The 18,304-nt window shown below is 58.8% G+C and carries 20 protein-coding genes; 11 read left to right on the forward strand and 9 right to left on the reverse strand.

What is annotated here, in order from left to right:
- Positions 1-6: 6 nt before the first annotated feature.
- From M5M_RS17775 to M5M_RS17800, 6 genes are read right to left on the reverse strand one after another with little or no spacing between them, the layout of a single operon-like run.
- Complete coding sequence (locus M5M_RS17775; protein WP_015048898.1) at positions 7-321, reverse strand: DUF1244 domain-containing protein; 315 nt, start codon at positions 319-321, stop codon at positions 7-9.
- Between the two features lie 2 nt (positions 322-323).
- Positions 324-842 carry a molybdenum cofactor biosynthesis protein B gene (gene moaB, locus M5M_RS17780; protein WP_015048899.1) on the reverse strand — a complete coding sequence of 173 codons (519 nt, stop codon included), beginning with the start codon at positions 840-842 and terminating at the stop codon, positions 324-326.
- Positions 826-1,353, reverse strand: a complete 528-nt coding sequence (gene mobB, locus M5M_RS17785) for a molybdopterin-guanine dinucleotide biosynthesis protein B (protein ID WP_015048900.1) — start codon at positions 1,351-1,353, stop codon at positions 826-828. Before mobB ends, moaB begins: the two co-directional genes overlap by 17 nt.
- A 36-nt stretch (positions 1,354-1,389) precedes the next feature.
- Positions 1,390-2,799, reverse strand: coding sequence for a cytochrome c3 family protein (locus M5M_RS19760; protein WP_015048901.1), 1,410 nt, complete (start codon positions 2,797-2,799; stop codon positions 1,390-1,392).
- A gap of 56 nt (positions 2,800-2,855) precedes the next feature.
- The gene (locus M5M_RS17795) at positions 2,856-3,698 is read right to left on the reverse strand and encodes a hypothetical protein (RefSeq protein WP_015048902.1); all 843 of its coding nucleotides are present in this window, start codon (positions 3,696-3,698) and stop codon (positions 2,856-2,858) included.
- Positions 3,695-5,950 (reverse strand): FAD-dependent oxidoreductase, encoded by a 2,256-nt coding sequence (locus tag M5M_RS17800; RefSeq protein ID WP_015048903.1) that lies wholly within the window; start codon positions 5,948-5,950, stop codon positions 3,695-3,697. Before M5M_RS17800 ends, M5M_RS17795 begins: the two co-directional genes overlap by 4 nt.
- Positions 5,951-6,100: 150 nt before the next feature.
- Here M5M_RS17800 and M5M_RS20420 point away from each other — a divergent pair, with 150 nt between their 5' ends.
- From M5M_RS20420 to M5M_RS17835, 8 genes are all read left to right on the forward strand, one after another.
- Complete coding sequence (locus tag M5M_RS20420) at positions 6,101-6,241, forward strand: hypothetical protein (RefSeq protein ID WP_156025693.1); 141 nt, start codon at positions 6,101-6,103, stop codon at positions 6,239-6,241.
- Between the two features lie 134 nt (positions 6,242-6,375).
- A complete protein-coding gene (gene dnaX, locus M5M_RS17805) occupies positions 6,376-8,427 on the forward strand; it encodes a DNA polymerase III subunit gamma/tau (protein WP_015048904.1) in 2,052 nt (683 codons plus the stop codon).
- A 13-nt stretch (positions 8,428-8,440) separates the two neighbouring features.
- A complete protein-coding gene (locus M5M_RS17810; protein WP_015048905.1) occupies positions 8,441-8,764 on the forward strand; it encodes a YbaB/EbfC family nucleoid-associated protein in 324 nt (107 codons plus the stop codon).
- Between the two features lie 43 nt (positions 8,765-8,807).
- Entirely contained in the window at positions 8,808-9,401 is a 594-nt protein-coding gene (recR, locus tag M5M_RS17815; protein ID WP_015048906.1) for a recombination mediator RecR, read from the forward strand.
- Entirely contained in the window at positions 9,401-10,552 is a 1,152-nt protein-coding gene (rnd, locus tag M5M_RS17820; RefSeq protein WP_015048907.1) for a ribonuclease D, read from the forward strand. Before recR ends, rnd begins: the two co-directional genes overlap by 1 nt.
- The gene (locus M5M_RS17825) at positions 10,549-10,845 is read left to right on the forward strand and encodes a YcgL domain-containing protein (protein WP_015048908.1); all 297 of its coding nucleotides are present in this window, start codon (positions 10,549-10,551) and stop codon (positions 10,843-10,845) included. Before rnd ends, M5M_RS17825 begins: the two co-directional genes overlap by 4 nt.
- Positions 10,845-11,294: a YcgN family cysteine cluster protein gene (locus tag M5M_RS17830; RefSeq protein ID WP_015048909.1), complete on the forward strand. Its 450-nt coding sequence runs from the start codon at positions 10,845-10,847 to the stop codon at positions 11,292-11,294. Before M5M_RS17825 ends, M5M_RS17830 begins: the two co-directional genes overlap by 1 nt.
- 253 nt (positions 11,295-11,547) lie before the next feature.
- Positions 11,548-11,916: a hypothetical protein gene (locus tag M5M_RS17835; RefSeq protein ID WP_015048910.1), complete on the forward strand. Its 369-nt coding sequence runs from the start codon at positions 11,548-11,550 to the stop codon at positions 11,914-11,916.
- 67 nt (positions 11,917-11,983) lie between these two features.
- Here the strand turns inward: M5M_RS17835 and M5M_RS17840 are convergent, their stop codons facing one another.
- Together M5M_RS17840 and M5M_RS17845 are read right to left on the reverse strand one after the other, a co-directional pair.
- Positions 11,984-13,564 (reverse strand): sensor histidine kinase, encoded by a 1,581-nt coding sequence (locus tag M5M_RS17840; RefSeq protein WP_015048911.1) that lies wholly within the window; start codon positions 13,562-13,564, stop codon positions 11,984-11,986.
- Entirely contained in the window at positions 13,561-14,352 is a 792-nt protein-coding gene (locus tag M5M_RS17845; protein ID WP_015048912.1) for a response regulator transcription factor, read from the reverse strand. Before M5M_RS17845 ends, M5M_RS17840 begins: the two co-directional genes overlap by 4 nt.
- 108 nt (positions 14,353-14,460) lie before the next feature.
- On the opposite strand from M5M_RS17845, the gene M5M_RS17850 reads away from it, so the two are divergent.
- The 3 genes from M5M_RS17850 to M5M_RS17860 all read left to right on the forward strand — a co-directional run bounded on the left by M5M_RS17850 (position 14,461) and on the right by M5M_RS17860 (position 17,633).
- A complete protein-coding gene (locus M5M_RS17850; RefSeq protein WP_015048913.1) occupies positions 14,461-15,906 on the forward strand; it encodes a hypothetical protein in 1,446 nt (481 codons plus the stop codon).
- Between the two features lie 2 nt (positions 15,907-15,908).
- Positions 15,909-16,574 carry a vWA domain-containing protein gene (locus M5M_RS17855; RefSeq protein WP_015048914.1) on the forward strand — a complete coding sequence of 222 codons (666 nt, stop codon included), beginning with the start codon at positions 15,909-15,911 and terminating at the stop codon, positions 16,572-16,574.
- Between the two features lie 117 nt (positions 16,575-16,691).
- Positions 16,692-17,633 carry a sodium-dependent bicarbonate transport family permease gene (locus M5M_RS17860; RefSeq protein WP_015048915.1) on the forward strand — a complete coding sequence of 314 codons (942 nt, stop codon included), beginning with the start codon at positions 16,692-16,694 and terminating at the stop codon, positions 17,631-17,633.
- On the opposite strand, the gene mobA is transcribed toward M5M_RS17860, so the two are convergent.
- The gene (gene mobA / locus M5M_RS17865) at positions 17,617-18,249 is read right to left on the reverse strand and encodes a molybdenum cofactor guanylyltransferase (RefSeq protein ID WP_015048916.1); all 633 of its coding nucleotides are present in this window, start codon (positions 18,247-18,249) and stop codon (positions 17,617-17,619) included. The two genes, M5M_RS17860 and mobA, sit on opposite strands and share 17 nt — an antisense overlap.
- Positions 18,250-18,304: the final 55 nt, after the last annotated feature.

Genomic DNA, 18,304 nt, shown 5'->3' on the forward strand with positions numbered 1-18,304 from the left:
CCTTATTTATTTGGCTTTTTGCCGCGCTTCAAACGCGGCCATCTGTTCGGCCGTAGCAGGTTGTTGGTGATGCTCTTTCCATTCGCTGTAAGGCATGCCGTACACGCGTTCGCGGGCATCTTCGTAATCCAGCGTCAGTCCCGCGTCTTTGCCGGCGGCCACATACCATTTGGCCAGGCAGTTGCGGCAGAAATCCGCCAGGATCATCAGGTCGATATTCTGCACGTCCTTGTTGCTGTCCAGATGCGCGAGCAAGCGGCGGAAGCTGGCGGCTTCAAGCGCCTGTTGGGTGTCTTCAGGTAAGTCGGCAATACGGGTCATGATCAGTCTCGGGATTTTTGTTGAAGAAGCGCAACAAAGTTGCAGGGTTTGTGGCGCGCGTCCAGTTGCGGTTCAATCAGGCGCCAACCGGTTTTGCAGGCATTGGTGGAACCGGGCAGACAAAAAATGGCTGTGTAGTTCGCCAGCCCACCCAGCGCGCGCGATTGCATGGTGGACGTGCCAATCTCTTCATAGGACACCGAGCGGAACAATTCGCCAAAGCCCTCAATGGTTTTGTCCAAAAGTGGTGTTACAGCTTCCGGGGTCGAGTCGCGGCCGGCAAAGCCGGTGCCGCCGGTGATCAGCACCGCCTGGATATCGGGCTGTGCGATCCAGCCGGACACTGCGGCGCGGATCTGGTAAATATCGTCTTTCACTATTTCGCGTGCGCCGAGTGTGTGGCCGGCGTGGGTCAGTGCATCCACCAAGGCCTGGCCGGAGGTATCGGTGTCCAGACTGCGGGTGTCCGACACGGTCAGGATGGCAATATTGAGCGCGACAAAATCATTGGCGTGAGTCATGGGACAGTCCTGTAAAGTGGGCCACAAAATCGGCAATGGCCTCGCTGTCATCGAGGTCGAGGCGCGGGCCGTGGCAGCCGTATTCGGTGGGGTTTATCTGTTCATCGTCGGTGGCGATGGCCACCAGATTGCTGATGTCGTCGGGCAACCGGTCCCGGTTATTGCCGGCGCGGATAACCTGTAATTTGGGGTGCCCGGACAGCTTGAAGCCTTCCACTATGACAATGTCCACCGGGTCCAGGTGTGTCAGCAGTTCATCCAGTGTGGGTTCGGGTTGGCCGCGCAATTCGGTCATCAGCGCCCAGCGCTGACTGGAGGCCAGAAGCACCTGGCCTGCGCCGGCTTCGCGGTGCAGGTAACTGTCGCGTCCGGGTTGATCCACATCGCAGCGGTGGTGTGCGTGTTTGACCGTGGATACGGTGAAGCCGCGATCCGCCAGCGTGCGCACCAGTTTCGCTACCAGGGTGGTTTTACCACTGTTTTTCCAGCCGGTTACGCCAAAAACTTTCATGCAGGCACCTCTCAGAAGGGCGCCAGTTTAGCAGATTCAACGCGGCTCTGTGGCCGGCCACACCACACGGTGAAACTGGTGGCAGGTGGCGCATTGGTCGAGCGGCGCTGGCGCCTGTTGATTGTGGCACTGGCTGCAATTTTCTTTTACCGGCAGCAGCGAATCCGAACTTTGCGTGGATGTGGCGGCGGCGTGGCAATCGGCGCATTGAAGCCGGCCTTCGTGCCGTTTGTGTGAAAAGCGCGCCTTGAATGCCGCCGGCTGATAGCGCCATGGGCTTTGATCCGTGAGGCTGTCGAGGTTGCCGTCGGCCAGGGTGGCGGTGTGGCACGAGCGACAGGTATTGGCATTGACCACGGCTTGCACCCGCGCGGGGCTTAAGCCCTGTTGGGTGGCAAACACCTGCATGGCGGCCAGGTTGCCGTGAGGCCAGTCGATCTGATCGCGCGGATCGCGGGTGTTGTGGCATTGGCTGCAACTGTTGTCAAACCGCACGGGTGCGGGATTGCCATCTGCCCACTGGTGGCAACTGAGGCAGGTCAGGGGCGCGGCGTCGGCGTCGAGGCCCGGGTCCAGGTGCTGTTGGTGGTTGAAGTTGAATGGCGGGGCAGGCGCGCGGCTGAATGCCGGGTGTTGACCTTCGAAGCGGGCAAAGGCGGTCAGTGCGTGTTGGCTGCCCGGTGTCAGCACCTGCGCAACCACCGCCATATCGTTGTGGCACTGGCTGCAGAGCCGGCTGTCGCCTTCGATCAGGTTGGCGGGTTCGTTGTGTTCCAGGTGGCAAGTGATGCATTGGGGGTGGACGCCGGTTTTTTCTTTGCTGAAATGCCGTTGCATGTCGTGGCAGGCAAAACAGCTGTGGTTTTCTACCGGGCCGCCAGCCTGGGTGTGGCAGTCGCCGCATTGGGCCTGCTGGTGCGCCGGGTGCAGCGGGCCGGTGGCGAGCCAGTGTTCAAGTGGGTGTGCCGGTGGCGGGGCTTGTTTGCCCTGTTCGGGCGAGAAGGGTGTGGTGTCCGGCGCGCCGAATTGAATCAATGACCAGGGCACAATGAACAGCGCGGCGATCAACGCCAGCAGCAATAGCCGGCCAAGGGTTTTATGGGGCCGGGTGGGTGCGCCCGGTGTGCCGGTATCTGTCCCTGTGCGCCAATAAAAGGTCAGCGCGCCTTGGTCGTTGATGCCATCAAAGCGCAGCTCATGGCCACCAAATTTCAGGCGGTCACCGGCGTTCAGTCGCACACGCCGCTGCGGGACACCATTCACACTGACCGGGCTGTCGGCGTCCAGCAGGGGCTGCTGGTCGGGCTCCAGCCAGAGCGTGAAGGTGTGTTTACCCGGTGCCCACAGATGGGCATCCGGTTTGTCGCCCACCACAAGTTGCGCGCAATCCAGCCGCAGGGTATCGGGAATTGCCTGGGGCTGGTGGATGATCAGAGTGCAGGGCATCGGGGGTGTTATCGGCTTCAGCTGCGATTCTTGTCCATGAGTGTAGCAGTCGCTCTTCAGTAGATGAGCACCACCACTATGTGTACGATCAGCAACGCAAAAAACGCCATGGACAATTGCAGGTGTACCTTCAGCCAGTGGCCGAGAATAAACTCCACCACCAGAGCCTTGCGGTAGGCCTGTAACATCTGGCTGCGCGCCTCGACGCGCACGAGCAGGGCTTTGTCTGCGCGATACTGGTGTAACAGCTGCCCCAATACCTGCTGGCGGGGATTGGCAACCAAGTGGTAGCTGCCGTCTCTGGCCATTAACAAGTGCGACTTGTCGGCATTGAATATCAGCGCGCGCAGGGATTGCGGTATCCAGGTCCGCTGGATAGCCGATACCAGCACGCAACCGATTTCCGAACCGGCAGAGCGTGCGAGCGCCAGCAGTTGTGTGTCGGCCGATCTGATGTCGGCCAGCAATTTCCGGGCGCCGCCACCCTCGCTCAGGCCGCGCAGTTTTTTGGGTTGGGTCTGATACAAATAGAGACCATAAAAGCCCGAGGCCACGTCCAGCACCATCAGTACAAACAGTGCCGCGTGCAAGCCGTTGCCAAGTTGAAAACCGCTGTGCAGCAGTACCAACGGGATCAGCAGCAAACCGAACAGGATGTGCGCGGCCACCCATTGCTGCTGGCTGCCCAGGCGATTGATCCACCAGCGCCGGCGCGCGCCCAGCATCAGCAGTGCGCACACCACCCCGGCTGCCAATGTGCCCAGCACATAGCCCAGCCAGGTGTCGCCATTGCGGGGTCCGATGGGGTCGGTCAACAGGTAGGTCAGCGCGCACAGCGCAAGCGCCAACAGTAAACCCTGGGTGAGTGACAAAGCGCGTCGTTGGTTTGGGCGGATCATGAGAGGTTCACCAGGGCAATTAAATCCTGTGGCGCCATGCGCTGGGCCGCGCCGGTGGGGCACGCCTCTACGCAGGCCGGGCCGGTTGATCGGGTTCGGCACAGGTCGCATTTCAACGCCACGGCCGGTGCCTTGGTGCTTGCGGCGAAAGGGTTCATCTTGTCCAACCACGAGCGGCTGTCGGGCGACGCAATTGTTATCGCGTCAAACGGGCACAGCTGGGCGCAATTGCCACAACCAATACATTGATCACTGATCTGTACACTGCCGTCCGGCGCCCGGGTAATGGCATCGGCGGGACAATCCTGCATGCAATAGGCCTGTTGGCAATGGCGGCAGCTGCCCGGTAAATGGGCGTTGGCGATGACGCCACCCTGGCCGCGATTGACCCGCGATACGCCGTTGTGGGTGGCCGCACAGGCAGTCTCGCAATTGTCGCAACCCACGCACTTGTCTTTGTCGATGACCAGCAGGTTATTGGCATTGGTCACCTGTTCGGCGTCAAAAAATTGCACCAGCGGCTTGCTGATACTGGCGCCCCGGTTATGCAGCAGGTCGGCCAGATGAGTGTCTGGCGCGAGCAGATCTTTCAGTGGCCCGTAGGGCAGCGTCAGCAATTCAGTGCGCGTACTTTCAGCGTGCAATGGCTGCACCCGCTGGCGGTTTTCAGGGCCGATCATTTGTCCGGGGTTGAGGGTGCGTTTGTGTTCGCCCGCAGTCATCGAGACCTGACCGCTCAGAATAAATGCTACCTGATCGTTGAGCGGGTACGATTCGCCGCGTGCAAGACTGACGGTATTGGCCGACAGCAACAGCAATTTTGTCAGCCGGCTCGGCAAGGGGTAGTGCAGGCGGGCGGTGAGATAGCGGCGAAAATACATCAGGGCAGTCTGGCGCCAGAAGCGCGGGTCCTTTGCCCACAAAGGTTCAAGCACGTTGCGCGGAATGGCGATCACGTCGCAGTTGGTGTCGGCCACCACGTCACAGCTTACCGGCTGACGCGACAGCAGACTGAATTCGCCAAAGATATCGCCCGCTTCCAGATACACGGGTTGTGTCAGCGCAACCTGCGCCTGACCTTGCTTGAGGATGCAGAGCGATTCGGAAAAATGCCCTTTGTGCAGCAACGTTTGCCCACTCAGGGTCCGCCGCACGTCGATCTTTTCCATCAGTGTCAGCAATTGCCGGCGGTTCAGTTGTTTGAACAGCGGGTGCTGCGCCAGCCACTGGGCCAATGCGGATGCGTTTTCCCGGCTGCCCAGCTGGGTCAGCCGTTGGTTCAGGGCTTGAAACACCAAGGGTTCGGCGGGGCGGCCCACAATGTGTTCTACCACGTTGAAACCCTGATTGATGCCGGGTTTGATCAGTGGTTCGCCCGCCAGCGCACCGATCACATAAATGCCGGCCCGGTTGGTTTGGTTGTGTTCATCCAGCGCCGGGAATTGGGCGCGCGCGTCGTCAAAGTGCAGGCCCCACTGTTCCAGTTGTACCCGGGGTGATTGGGTGCCAATCCGTGCCATCAGTTGATCCGTTACCAGGCGGCGTTTTTCGCCCTGATGAGAGACCAGCAGACGAGTGGTTTTGCCGCGGGGTTCTACCGCCAGCAATTGGGCGTTGGCCAGGTACTGAACCCGGCCTGCCGCCACTGCGGCCTCAAAGCGCTGCCGGTTGGCGGGTTTGGCGCGGGCAAAATTATCCTTGCGGTTCAGCAGCAGGACGTTGTTGTGTTCGGCCAGTAACAGCGCGTCTTCCAGTGCAGAATCGCCGGCGCCCACAATGGCAATGCGCTGATCGCGCCAGCCAGCCGAGGGAACCCGGTATTGCACATCCACCAGATTAGCGCCGGGCGCCGGCAGCGGTGTGGGGTTCCCCTGAATGCCGTAAGCCAGCACGATGTGCCGGGTTTGGTAGTGCACGCCTTTACTGGTGGTAATCACGTACTGGGGCGCTTCTCCGTCAATGCTGACCAGCGACTCGTTGCAATGCAGTTGCAGTTGGTGCGCTGCGGCCACCGCTTCCCACTCCGACAGCAGGGTTTCCCGGTGGGCGGCGTCGAACGGCAGGGGGCTGCGTTTGGTCAGCCGGCTGGGTTCAGACATGATCCACTTGCCGCCGGTGAAACCGCGGATGGTGCCGGCGATGGCGTCTGCCGCCTCCAGTACCAAACAGCGCAGGCCGCGCTTGGCAGCTTGCACGGCGGCACTCAGCCCGGCGGGGCCTGCACCAACAATAATCAGGTCTAGCTTCTGCATCGCATTGCCACTCAATTTCAGATGGCGCCAGTGTAGGGATCGGGCGGCCCGGCTTGCATTGGCCTCATGTCGTAAATGGCCTAGGCCAAACGGGGGCCGCCATCCGGCCGATTTTCCCGGCGGGTGGCGGTTGCGATACTGGTCTCCATCATGGCAATGGCATCCGCGCGGCGTTTTCTGGCGCGCACATATGGGGAGGTAAACGTGGGTAAGCGCACGGGCGTATTGATTGAGATTCTGGTCGCGATCTGGTTTGGCTTTCAGGTGTACGCCGCAACGGCGGGCCTCTAGCGTGTTAAAGGACACGCTTGAGTGGTCTGCCGCCCGCGGGCCCTGTCTGTCCGGAACGCCACCTCCCGGACCCCGTGTTTCTCAAAGTGAGCTGAGATATACTGCAACGTTCGTATTATCAGGCACTTACACTCATGAGTTATCAGGTACTCGCCCGCAAATGGCGGCCGCGCATATTCCGCGAGATGGTGGGGCAGGAGCATGTGCTCCAGGCGTTGATTAACGCCCTGGACCACAACCGGCTGCACCACGCCTACCTGTTCACCGGCACCCGCGGGGTGGGCAAAACCACCATCGCCCGTATTCTGGCCAAATGCCTTAACTGTGAAACCGGCGTCAGCTCAGAGCCGTGCGGCCAGTGCTCGGCCTGTAATGAAATTGCCGAAGGCCGTTTTGTCGACCTGATCGAAGTGGATGCCGCCAGCCGCACTAAGGTGGAAGACACCCGCGAGCTGCTGGAAAACGTCCAGTACGCGCCCACCCGTGGCCGCTACAAGGTCTACCTCATCGACGAAGTGCACATGCTCTCCACCAGCAGCTTCAATGCCCTGCTGAAGACCCTGGAAGAGCCGCCACCCCACGTGAAATTCCTGCTTGCCACCACCGATCCGCAAAAGCTGCCGGTGACGGTGTTGTCGCGCTGCTTGCAGTTCAACCTCAAGAACATGAACCCCGAGCGCATCGTGGGCCATCTGGCGTACGTGCTCGAAAAAGAGCTGGTGCCGTTTGAAGAGGCCGCGCTCTGGCAGTTGGGGCGCGCGGCCGATGGCAGTATGCGCGATGCGCTCTCGCTCACCGATCAGGCCATCGCCTTTGGCAATGGCAAGGTGGCCGAGGCCGAGGTGCGGTCTATGCTCGGCACCCTGGATCAGCAGCTGGTGTATGCCCTGTTGTCTGCGTTGGCGGCAGCCGACACCCAGGCGCTGATGAGCGCCGTCAACCAGCTGGCCGAACACTCGCCCGACTATCAGGGCGCGTTGGCGGAAATGCTGTCGGTGTTACACCGCATTGCCATCGCCCAGGCCATGCCCGAAGCCATCGACAACTCCTTTGGCGATCGCGAACAGGTGTTGGCGCTGGCTCAGGCCATGCCCACCGAAGATGTCCAGCTCTATTACCAGACCGCCTTATTGGGCCGCCGCGATCTGCCGCTGGCACCCGATCCGCGCAGCGGTTTTGATATGGTGTTGTTGCGCATGCTGGCGTTCAAACCCCAGGGTGTGGTCGATTTGCCCAAGACCGCGCTGGCGCAGCCGGCCAGTGTTCAGCCAGCCAGTGCGCCGCAGGCAGCGCCGCCAGTCAGCGCGCCACAACCCGCGCCTGAGACCCAATCTGCTGCCCAGCCAGCCGCTGGCGCCGCCGGAGTGGAGACGGCGAGGGCGCCTGCACCGGCAACGCCCCCGCCGGCCGAGAGTCTGCCGCCCCGGGATGACACCCCGCCCTGGGACGAAGCACCGCCCGGGCTGGACGGCGATGAGGATGATCATCAGCCAAGCGCATCCGCGGAAAAAAAAACACCTGAACCGGTAGCAGCCCCGCAACCGTCGTCGCCCGCTCAGGCTGAACCTGTCCGGGCCGAATCTGCCCGGGCCGAACCTGGTCTGGCCGAACCGTCTCGCGCAAACAGCCAATCCTTGACGCCCGCACCTGTGGCCGCGCAGCCTGCTGCACCTGCACCTGCACCTGCACCTGCACCTGCACCTGCACCTGCACCTGCACCTGCACCTGCACCTGCACCGGTACAAAGCAAAGCGCCTGCACAACCGGCGACACACGCGCCGGTCAGGTCCTACCACCTGGTCACCCTCAAACCGGGCGATTGGGTGGGGCTGTATCTGGAATTGAAAGTGGCCGGGGTGCTGCAAAGCACCGCTGCGAACAGTGAATTGGTGGCGGTAAATGGCAACCAGCTGAGTTTTGTCCTGGATGCCGCCAACGCCAACCTGTACGACCCCAGTCACCAGCAGCGGCTGGCCGATGTGCTCACGGCCTATTTCAACGAGCCCGTGCAGGTGAATATCGAGCCCGGTGAGGTGAAAACGGAAACGCCGTCGGCCACCGCTATCCGGCTGCGCGCGGAGAAACAGGCGCGCGCCCTGGAAAGTCTGAAAACCGATTCGCTGTTGCAGAAACTGGAAGCCACCTTTCAGGCCGCATTGGACGAATCCACGGTAGAACCCCTTTAACGCTGAGGTAAACATGTTCGGAAACATGGGCGACCTGATGAAACAGGCGCAGCAGATGCAAGAAAAAATGCAGAAGATGCAGGAAGAAGCGGCTAACGCAGAAGTGACCGGTCAATCGGGCGCGGGTCTGGTGTCGGTGATTATGAATGGCCGCCACGACGTCAAGCGCGTGAGCATTGATGATTCGCTCATGTCTGAAGACAAAGAAATGTTGGAAGATTTATTGGCGGCTGCCGTCAACGATGCAGTGCGCAAAGTGGAAGATAAAAACCGCGAGATGATGCAAAGCCTGACCGGCGGCATGCAGATGCCGCCGGGATTCAAGATGCCTTTCTGAGTGACCAGAAACCAGCGACCAGAATCCAGAGACTGTTTAATTAATGTTCAGCCCTTTAATTGATGAATTGATGAGTGCCTTGCGTGCACTGCCCGGTGTTGGCCCCAAATCGGCCCAGCGCATGGCGTTGCATTTGCTCGAGCGCGACCGGGAAGGCGCCAGCCGGTTGGCCACGGCACTGGCCACCGCCGTGGAAGGCGTGGGTGAGTGCGATCGTTGCCGCACCCTGACCGAGCAAACCCTGTGTTCCATCTGCGCCAACAAACGGCGCAATCAGGCGCTGCTTTGTGTGGTGGAAACGCCAGCCGACGTGCTGGCCATTGAGCAGGCCGGCACCTACCAGGGCACCTATTTTGTGTTGCATGGTCACTTGTCTCCCATCGACGGCATCGGGCCGCAGGATCTGGGTTTGGACCAACTGCATAGCTTGCTGGCCGCCGGCGGCATAGAAGAAGTGATTCTCGCCACCAACCCCACCATTGAAGGCGAAGCCACGGCCCATTACATCAGCGAGCGGGCGAAAAAACTCGACGTTCCAGTATCGCGCATTGCCCACGGCGTGCCTTTGGGCGGTGAACTTGAATACATTGACGGCGGCACCCTGGCGCACGCCTTCTCCAGCCGACAGAGGGTGTGATGAGCCGTATCGCCACCGACCCCATCTGGGTCGATACCGAAGCCGAGCTGGCGCAGTTATGTGCGCGTTGGTCGCAGCAGGCGGCCATCGCCATCGACACCGAATTCATGCGCAGCCAGACCTACTATCCTCACGCCGGCCTGATTCAGGTGGGCGATGGCAAAGGCTGTTACCTGATCGATCCGCTGGCCATTAAAGACTTATCTGCGCTGGCGCAATTGCTGGTGAATCCTTCGGTCATAAAAGTCATCCACTCCTGTTCGGAAGATCTGGAAACCTTCCGGTTTTTATTGGGTGTGGTGCCCAAGCCATTGTTCGACACCCAGGTTGCCGCGGCGTTCGCGAACATCGGTTTTTCCATGGGTTATGCCAATCTGGTGAAAGACCAGTTAGGTATTGAGCTCGATAAAGGCGAGACCCGTTCCGACTGGATGCAGCGCCCGCTGAGCCAATCGCAAATGCATTATGCGGCGTTGGATGTGGCCTATTTGCTGGTGGTGTACGGCAAAATTTTAATCAGGCTCAAAGCCCTGGATCGGCTCAGCTGGGTGCAGGAAGAATGCGCGCAGCTCGTGGCCAATGCCGAAGCGCCGGATCAGTTTGATGATGCCTATACCAAGGTCAAACTGGCCTGGAAACTCTACCCGGATCAGCTCGCGATTTTAAAGCCCTTGTGTATCTGGCGCGAACAGGAAGCGCGCAAGTTGGATGTGCCGCGCAACCGTTTGATGAAAGAAGGCGCCGCCTGGGAAGTGGCCCGACGCAAACCCACCACGGTAAAGCAGCTGTCCGCCATTGATGGGATGGGCAATCGCACGCTCAAGCATTATGCCGACACGGTATTGGGCTTCGTGGCCGATGCCCAGCAGCGCAAAGAGGATTTACCGGCGCGGTTGGACAAGCCGTTGACGCCGGCGCAAGGCGATATTCTCAAACAATTCAAAGCCTGTGCCGTCGCAGTATCGGAGACCGCGCAGGTGACGCCGGAAATTCTTACCCGCAAAAAAGACCTTGAACAACTCACCCGCAGCGTGATTGCCGGTCAGCCCGAACTGCCCGATGGGCTCAAAGGATGGCGATACCCGGTAGTCGGCCAGCAACTGGAACAGCTGGCGCAAGCCTTATGTGAACAAAACCCGGAGATGTCATGACCGACGCCATTAAATACCTGTGCGATATTTATCGCAGCCCCAAGGATGGCGATATGTACCTTTACGTGTTGAAGTCCGACGGACTCAGCCGCGTGCCGGAAGCACTCACGGCCCGATTCGGCCAGCCCAAACATGTGATGACGCTGTTATTGCGCGAAGGCCGCAAGCTGGCGCGAGTGGATGTGGAAAAAGTCAAAGCGGCGCTGGACAGTCAGGGCTTTTATCTGCAGTTGCCGCCGCCCAAAGACGACTACATGACCGACATTAACAAACACAACTCCAAGTTGATGTAATGGCCTGGCAACGGGATTTCTGGCGCACCACAAAGCTTTCCGACATGAGTCGTTACCAGTGGGAATCGCTGTGCGATGGTTGTGGCAAATGCTGCTTGCAGAAGCTGGAAGATGAAGATTCGGGCGAGGTTTATTTCACCCGCCTGGCGTGCAAGTTATTGGACATCGAATCCGGCCGCTGCGGCGACTACCCGCACCGGCTTGAGCGCGTGCCGGGTTGCCTGAATCTCACCGCCGACAAAATCGAAGAGTTCCATTGGTTGCCGGTGACCTGTGCTTATCGGTTATTAGCGGAAGGAGAAGACTTGCCGGAATGGCATCCGCTGATTACCGGCGATCCGCAAGCCGTGCACGCCGCCGGCATTTCCGTGCGCGGCCGCGCCATACCTGAAACGGCCGTGTCCGAAGAAGATTGGGAAAACGAAATTGTCCATTGGGTTGATTTGTAGAAACCAGTCTCTAGTTTCTAATTGCTAGAGACTAGAGACTAGAGACTAGAGACTAGAGACTAGAGACTAGAGACTAGAGACTAGAGACTAGAGACTAGAGACTAGAGACTAGAGACTAGAGACTAGAGACTAGAGACTAGAGACTAGAGACTAGAGACTAGAGACTAGAGACTAGAGACTAGAGACTAGAGACTAGAGACTAGAGACTAGAGACTAGAGACTAGAGACTAGTCCTTACATTCGGAGAGTGAATATGAATGAAGTAATGGCCGATCCGTTTGTGCCTTATATGTGGTACAGCTATTTTGCCGGTGTGGCGGGGCTGATGCTGGCTACCTGGTGGTTATTCCGTAAATACAGTGAGCTGGCGCAATTCTGTACCGTCACTGTCGGCGCTTGGTTGCTGACGCCGGTAGCACTGTCACCGGATCACCCACAAATGGCGCCGGCGTTTTTTGTGTTTGTGCTAGACGGAATTTTTACCGACCAACCCATCGCCCGCGCTGCCTGGCCGTTGGCGGTGGTGTGGGTTGCCGCCTTGCTGGTAAGTTTGTTGTTGCGTCTGGCGTGGAATCGCTGGCGTAAGAAAAAGGCCGAAGCACCGGCGGCGGAGGCCAATTAATCGCTTCAGTATATTCGCGGCGGGGCGGCCATCCGCTTCCCAGCCGCGGATGGTATCAGCACCCAACCTACCCCAACGGCACATACTTCTGCGCCACCTCCGATAAATAATCCTCTTCTTCCGGCAATTCTTCGTCTACCTCGGTATCTGCCAACGGCAACTCCACATCAAAGACCACACCGTTGACGTTCATTGGTTCAAACACCAGGCGCCCCCGCTGTTTGTTATGGGTCACCGTCAACTGCCAGCGCGGTGGCAGCCCGGGCGTGGGTTCTTGTTGGCAAAACGCGGTTTCCTGTTCGAAGTCGGAAAAGGACCAGGTCTGTGCCTGGCTGCGGGCGGTGATTTCCACGCTCACAATGGCCTGGGTAAATTGCCAGGCCTGGTGCGGCACAATCTGTGGCCGGTCGTCGTTGGCGGCATCGGATACCATGCGACAGCCGGGTTGCTGGTTTTCCACCACCACTTCTACCACTTGGGTTTGCACCCGTTGGCTAGCCAGGCCGTCATGGGTTTCTATGCGGATAGAATAGCTTTCCGGTTGGTTGTACCAGTTGCGGTGGCGGATTTTGCCTTCGTAACCCGACACTATTTGGCTGACAAAGTACAGGCCCAGTCCGCGGCCGTGGATCTGGGCATCCTGCCGGGTGGTGAAGCCCAGCTGGTAAATTTTTTGTTGGTTGGCGTCTTCAATGTGCGGGCCCGGGTTGTACACGCTGAAGCGGGCTTTGCCCTCCTGGGCTGTCAGGTTCAGGACAATGGCCGGGCGAGGCCCCAGACCTTGATCCTTGTGATAAAGCGCATTCTTTATCAGGTTTTCTGCCAGCAGTACCAGATGATTTTCATTGCCCAGCAGTTGGCAGGTTTTGTCCAGATAAAAACGAAACTGGCTGTCCAGATGCGTGCATTCCAGCGCGTCCGGCTTGTTCAGCCACTGCAATCGTTCGGCGCTCTGGGTCACGGGGGTCAGCGCGCGCACCAGTGCCCGATAGGCCGGGTAGCTGGGTTCGAACGGCGCAGGTTCCGTGGTATTCAGCTGTTGTTGGTAGTAGTAATTTTCGCAGTCGCATAAATGGTTATTGATATGCAATGCCATATTGTCGGCGGTGGATAAATCCAGCAGGTCCCACAAATAGCCGAGACCCGCCAGCGCTTCGTCGTAACGGCTGTCGTCCGGCAATTGACTGCGTGCCGTTTGAAGTGCGTCCAGAATGATGTCGTAACTGATGATGCCATTGTGGCGAACTTCGGCGGCAATGCCCTTGAAGTGCAGGTATTTTTCGTCGTACTCAATGTACTCCAGTAATTTGTCGCCGATGAAGGCTTTGAGTTTTTCGGTTTTATTGGAGTAGGTATGGGCTTTTTGTTGTAAGCGTTTTTTATCCTCCGCCAACTGCAGGCATTGATCGGTGAGGTGTTGCGCTTGTTTATGGAAACCGCGCAACTGCCGGTGAAAGCGCAACAAATCCCAAAGCACCAATGCTAACGCTATCGATGTGACACTCCACAACCAAAGATCCGGCAGCGGCTGCAGCAGCATGCCGTCCGGCAGTGCCACCGGCCAGCGGGCCAACTGCCAGAGCGCCAACGCCAGCAACAGGCTCACACTGCTCAGCCACGGATAAGAAATGTTTGCTTTTGTGTTCATGCATCGGCCTCGGAAGGTGGAACCCAGCGATAACTGCCCGCGTCGCCTGCGGTCACCAGACCCAAGCCCTGTTTGCAAAGCGTGGAAAAGGTACGCTGGCTGACGTTATCGATTGCATCGCGCAAGGTGCGGATGTGTTGACGGTAGGCGGCGTTGGAAAAGCGTTCTTCATCCAGTGCCAGCGCACGGGCCACCTGAGCGGCCGTCTGTGGCCGGGGCGAGTGCTCCACCAGATAATGCAGGATTTTGCGCGGTGTCGGGGGCAGGGCGCGGCGTGGATTTTTCGGGTTGTGCAGCTTGTTGCCGGCCCAGTAAATATCCCAGCTGACCAGATCAATTTGCAGCGGACCGCTGCGCACGCAATCGGTTTGCGCACTCGGTTGGCTCAGGGCGCGCTGACGCAACAGCGCTTTGATACGCCAGCACAATACCTGTTCCACATTGCGTTGATGCTTGGCAATAAAGTCCAGTGTGCTGTGCAAACTGAACGCCTGCGCTTCAATCTGGGTGCCGCTGTGTTCCGACAAATAAATGATCGGCAGATCCGGCCAGCGTTTGCGCAGGCTTTGTGACACGGTAAAACCGGCCTGGTCATCGCCATGCATGCGCGCGTCCAGCAAGGCCAGATCCGGTGTCGCATTGCCCTCGAGGCAGAATGCCTGCACGGCCTGCACCCCGTCCAGCACAATCAGCTGATTGGGGGCGTCGTCAAATGCGGTATTCAGCAGGCAATCGGAAAATTTATCGATCCAATGCCGCTGGTCTTCTGCCCAGAGAATGGTTGCCATATTTATGTGATCTTCTTCACATTATTTGCCTGATGCGTGTTTTGCTCACAGATTACTCACACGGGGTGAGTTTACTCGGATGGTAGGCAGACAAGAGGAGAACCTATCATGCCAACCGAACTCATTCATCTGTGGTCCGATAATGCGGCCGCCAGTCTGGCGATCTGGTTGTTTGTGCTGGTGTTGGCCATGTACCTGGGCCGCAGCCAGTCACATGCCTTGTTACAGGCGCTGGCGCGCAGTATTTACCGTTCAGCGCGCCTGGGCGCGCGGGCCTTGTCGCGTGCGCAGCAACAATTGCGTGAGCGCAATCGCGCGGTGTTGCAATCGGCCGGCGAGCAGCAGCTGCAGCGTGCCATTGAGCGCGAATTTGTGCGGGTCAACAGCATAATTACCCGCGATCTGGCTCATTATCCGAGTTTGCACCGGCAAATCAGCGATACCGTCAGCAAAATCGAAAAAGACTATGAAGCCGCCATTGACACGCCGCCCATGCCGCCGGCCTGGGTAGAAGTGGTGGAAACGGTGGCAGCGATTCCGCGCAGCGGCGATGCCGCCGTGGCGAAAATTCTGGACAAGATTCACGAAACCGTGGAATCGGCACAAGCAGAAAGCCTGCAGGCGTATCAGAAAAGCAGCCAGGTATCGCACAAATTGTTGAGCCGGATGCAGCCCCTGTGGCGCAAGTTGGACGGCGATCTGGCCGATGTGAAGCAGCGGGTCGATAGCCTGGAAGACCGCGCCAGTGTGATTGATGGCTTCATGACCGAATACCGCGCTATTCGCAGCGGCGCGCAGGAAGCCATGGCGCGTCTGACCAGTTCATCGCTGACGCAGTTTTTTGTATCTGCATTAGTGTTAATTATCGCCGTGTTTGGCGGCCTGATTAACTTCCAGCTGATTGCTATGCCCATGTCGGAAATGGTGGGCGGCACCAGTTACATCGGCGCCATGAAAACCTCGGACATTGCCGCGTTGGTGATCATTATGGTGGAAATTGCCATGGGATTATTTTTGCTGGAATCCCTGCGCATCACCCATTTGTTCCCGATGATTGGCAGCATGGACGACAAGATGCGCCGGCGCATGGTGTGGATTACCTTTACCATCCTGACGGTACTGGCCACCATTGAAGCGTCTTTGGCATACATGCGGGATCTGCTGGCCCTGGACCGCGAAGCGCTCAAGCAGTCGCTGGCCGGCGCGTCGGTGGTGGAAGCGAATTTCCGCTGGATTCCCTCCGTGGGCCAGATGGTCATGGGGTTTGTGTTGCCGTTTGCGCTCGCCTTCGTGGCCATTCCGCTTGAATCTTTCATTCAATCCACGCGCACGGTTTTGGGCATGTTTGCCGAAGCAACATTGAAAGTGCTGGCCGTAGTCTGCCGATTGCTGGGCGCGGTGGTGCAGCAGATGGTGCGCTTTATCATTCACCTGTACGACCTGGTGATCATGGTGCCATTGGCGTTCGAACGTTGGATCTCGGCGGGCCGTGCACGCATGGCCAAGTCGAATGACAGCCGCACCGAACCCGGTCTGGATTATTCGGAGGTGTAACCATGACTTATTTACGCGTAAATACCGGCCTGATTATCGCCGCGCTGCTGCTCACCCTGGTGGGCTGCGGTGAAACCCGCCCGCAACACCGCGCTGTCTATTTGTTGATGGATACCTCGGGGACTTACACCGAAGAACTGGCCAAAGCGCAGGGCATCATGAACTACCTGCTGGCCACGCTCGACAGCGGCGATGCCGTGGCGGTGGCGCGCATCGACAGCGGCAGCTTCAGCGAAAAAGATATTGTTGCCAAAGCCACGTTCGATGAACGCCCGAGTGTGGCCAATCAGCAGAAGCGCGCATTCAAACAACAGCTGGATGTGTATGTGAAATCGGTGCGCCACGGCAGCCGCCACACGGACATTACCGGTGGCCTGTTACAGGCCAGTGAGTTTCTGAATGAAACCGGCGCTGGCGAAAAATACGTGCTGGTATTTTCTGATCTGGAAGAAGATCTTGAAAAAGGCCACATCCGTGACTTTCCCATTGCGCTGGAAGGCATCCGGGTGGTGGCGTTGAACGTGACCAAGCTGCGCACCGACAACATCGACCCGCGCGATTACCTGCGCCGTTTAGAGGCCTGGCAAAAGCGGGTAGTGGAGGGCGGCGGCCAATGGGCGGTGATGAATGATCTGGAGCGCCTCGACCAGCTGATCGCCGCGCGCTGATGTCAACCGGTCTGCCATTGCGATGCCAGGGACGGCGTCGCTTTTTTGGTTTGCCCAAAACACCTTCACCTTTCCCCCACCCCCGCTAAAATGCAGCCTCCCTGATTGGAGGACACTATGCCCGATATCGTCGTCATGTTTTTCCTGTTGGGGCTGGTCGCCGGCCTCGTGCGTTCAGACCTCACCATTCCCAAAGCCGCTTACGATACCCTCAGCCTGTTATTAATGCTCACCATTGGCCTTAAGGGCGGTATGTCGCTCTATGGCAATTTGCGCTGGCAGCTGATTCCCGAACTGATTGCCGTGATGGCGCTGGGTGCCATCATTCCGTTGGTGCTTTTCCCCTTGCTGCGCAAGCTGGTGCGCCTGAGTCTGGAAGATGCCGCCAGTATTGCCGCCCACTATGGTTCGGTGAGTGCCGGTACCTTTGCGGTGGCACTGGCCTATGCCGAAGCCAATGATCTGGCCATTTCGCCGGAAGTCACTCTGTATCTGGTGGCTATGGAGTTGCCTGCGATTATTGTGGGTTTGCTGCTGTACCGCCGTTACAACAAATCCGATGGCCCGGCCCAACCGTCATTGGCCAAGCTCTGGCATGAGGCCTTTACCAACCGGGGTGTGATCTTGCTGCTGGGCGGTGTGATTATAGGCTTCATGTACGGCCCGGTGCAGGGTGCTTCGGTCACCGATTTGTACACCGGTGCGTTCAAAGCGGTACTGGCACTGTTTCTGTTGGAAATGGGCCTGGTGGCGGCGGAAACCTTACGCCCCTTCCCGTGGCAGCACTGGCGTTTGCTGACCTTCGCCTTGCTGGCGCCCAGCGTGCTTTCGCTGGTGGGAATCGCCACCGGCAAAATGCTGGGGCTGGCCATTGGTGGTCAGGTGATTCTCGCCAGCTTAACCGCCAGTGCGTCTTACATTGCCGCACCGGTGGCCATCAAAGGCGCCATACCCAAGGCCGATATCGGCCTGGCCATGCTGTCATCCCTGGGGCTGACGTTCCCGTTTAACGTGATAGTGGGCATCGGCTTCTACCACTGGATTATTCTGAGCGTGTAAGCGCCTCAAAATCCTCTTGGGTGTTGATGTTGTGGAAGTGGCGTTCGTGTTCGAACGCCACCCAGCCCGCGCCCAATTCACTGGCTAAGGCCATCAGTTTCCAATTTTTATCTTGCAGCGCCCGGGTTACCTCAACCAGCAATGACCGGTGCCACACACCAAAAAGGGGATGCTTGTGCCCGCCCGCGCAGGCCAGTAACAGACGTTGTTGCCGGTATTGGTTGGCGACGGTGGACAGCAACGCAGTGTCTATGTCCGGGCAATCGGCCGGTACCGTTAATAGCCATTGTTCCGGCTGATCCTGTAACCAGCTGAGCCCGGCGTGGATGCCGCTCAATGGCCCGCAGTGGGGCTCGCGATCGGCAATGATGCTGTCATGCGACGGCCAATGAGCCGGGTAAAAGCGCGTTACATCGCCATTGGCGTTTAACACACAGCGCGTCACCTGCGGCTGCAGACGGGCACGGGTGTGGGCCAGCAGGGTGTCTCCGCGCCAGGGCAGCAGGCATTTATCCACCCCGCCCATGCGCGTGCCCTGGCCGCCGGCCACGATCCAGCCGGCCGTGTTGTGTTTACCGGGCAATGGCCTGTTATTGGGGGCGGTGAGAGTGGTCATGCTCGTCCATCGTGGGAGTGAGTGCGTATAATAAGGCAAAACTCACCCGGGTGAC

This window comes from Simiduia agarivorans SA1 = DSM 21679, assembly GCF_000305785.2.
GTDB lineage: Bacteria > Pseudomonadota > Gammaproteobacteria > Pseudomonadales > Cellvibrionaceae > Simiduia > Simiduia agarivorans.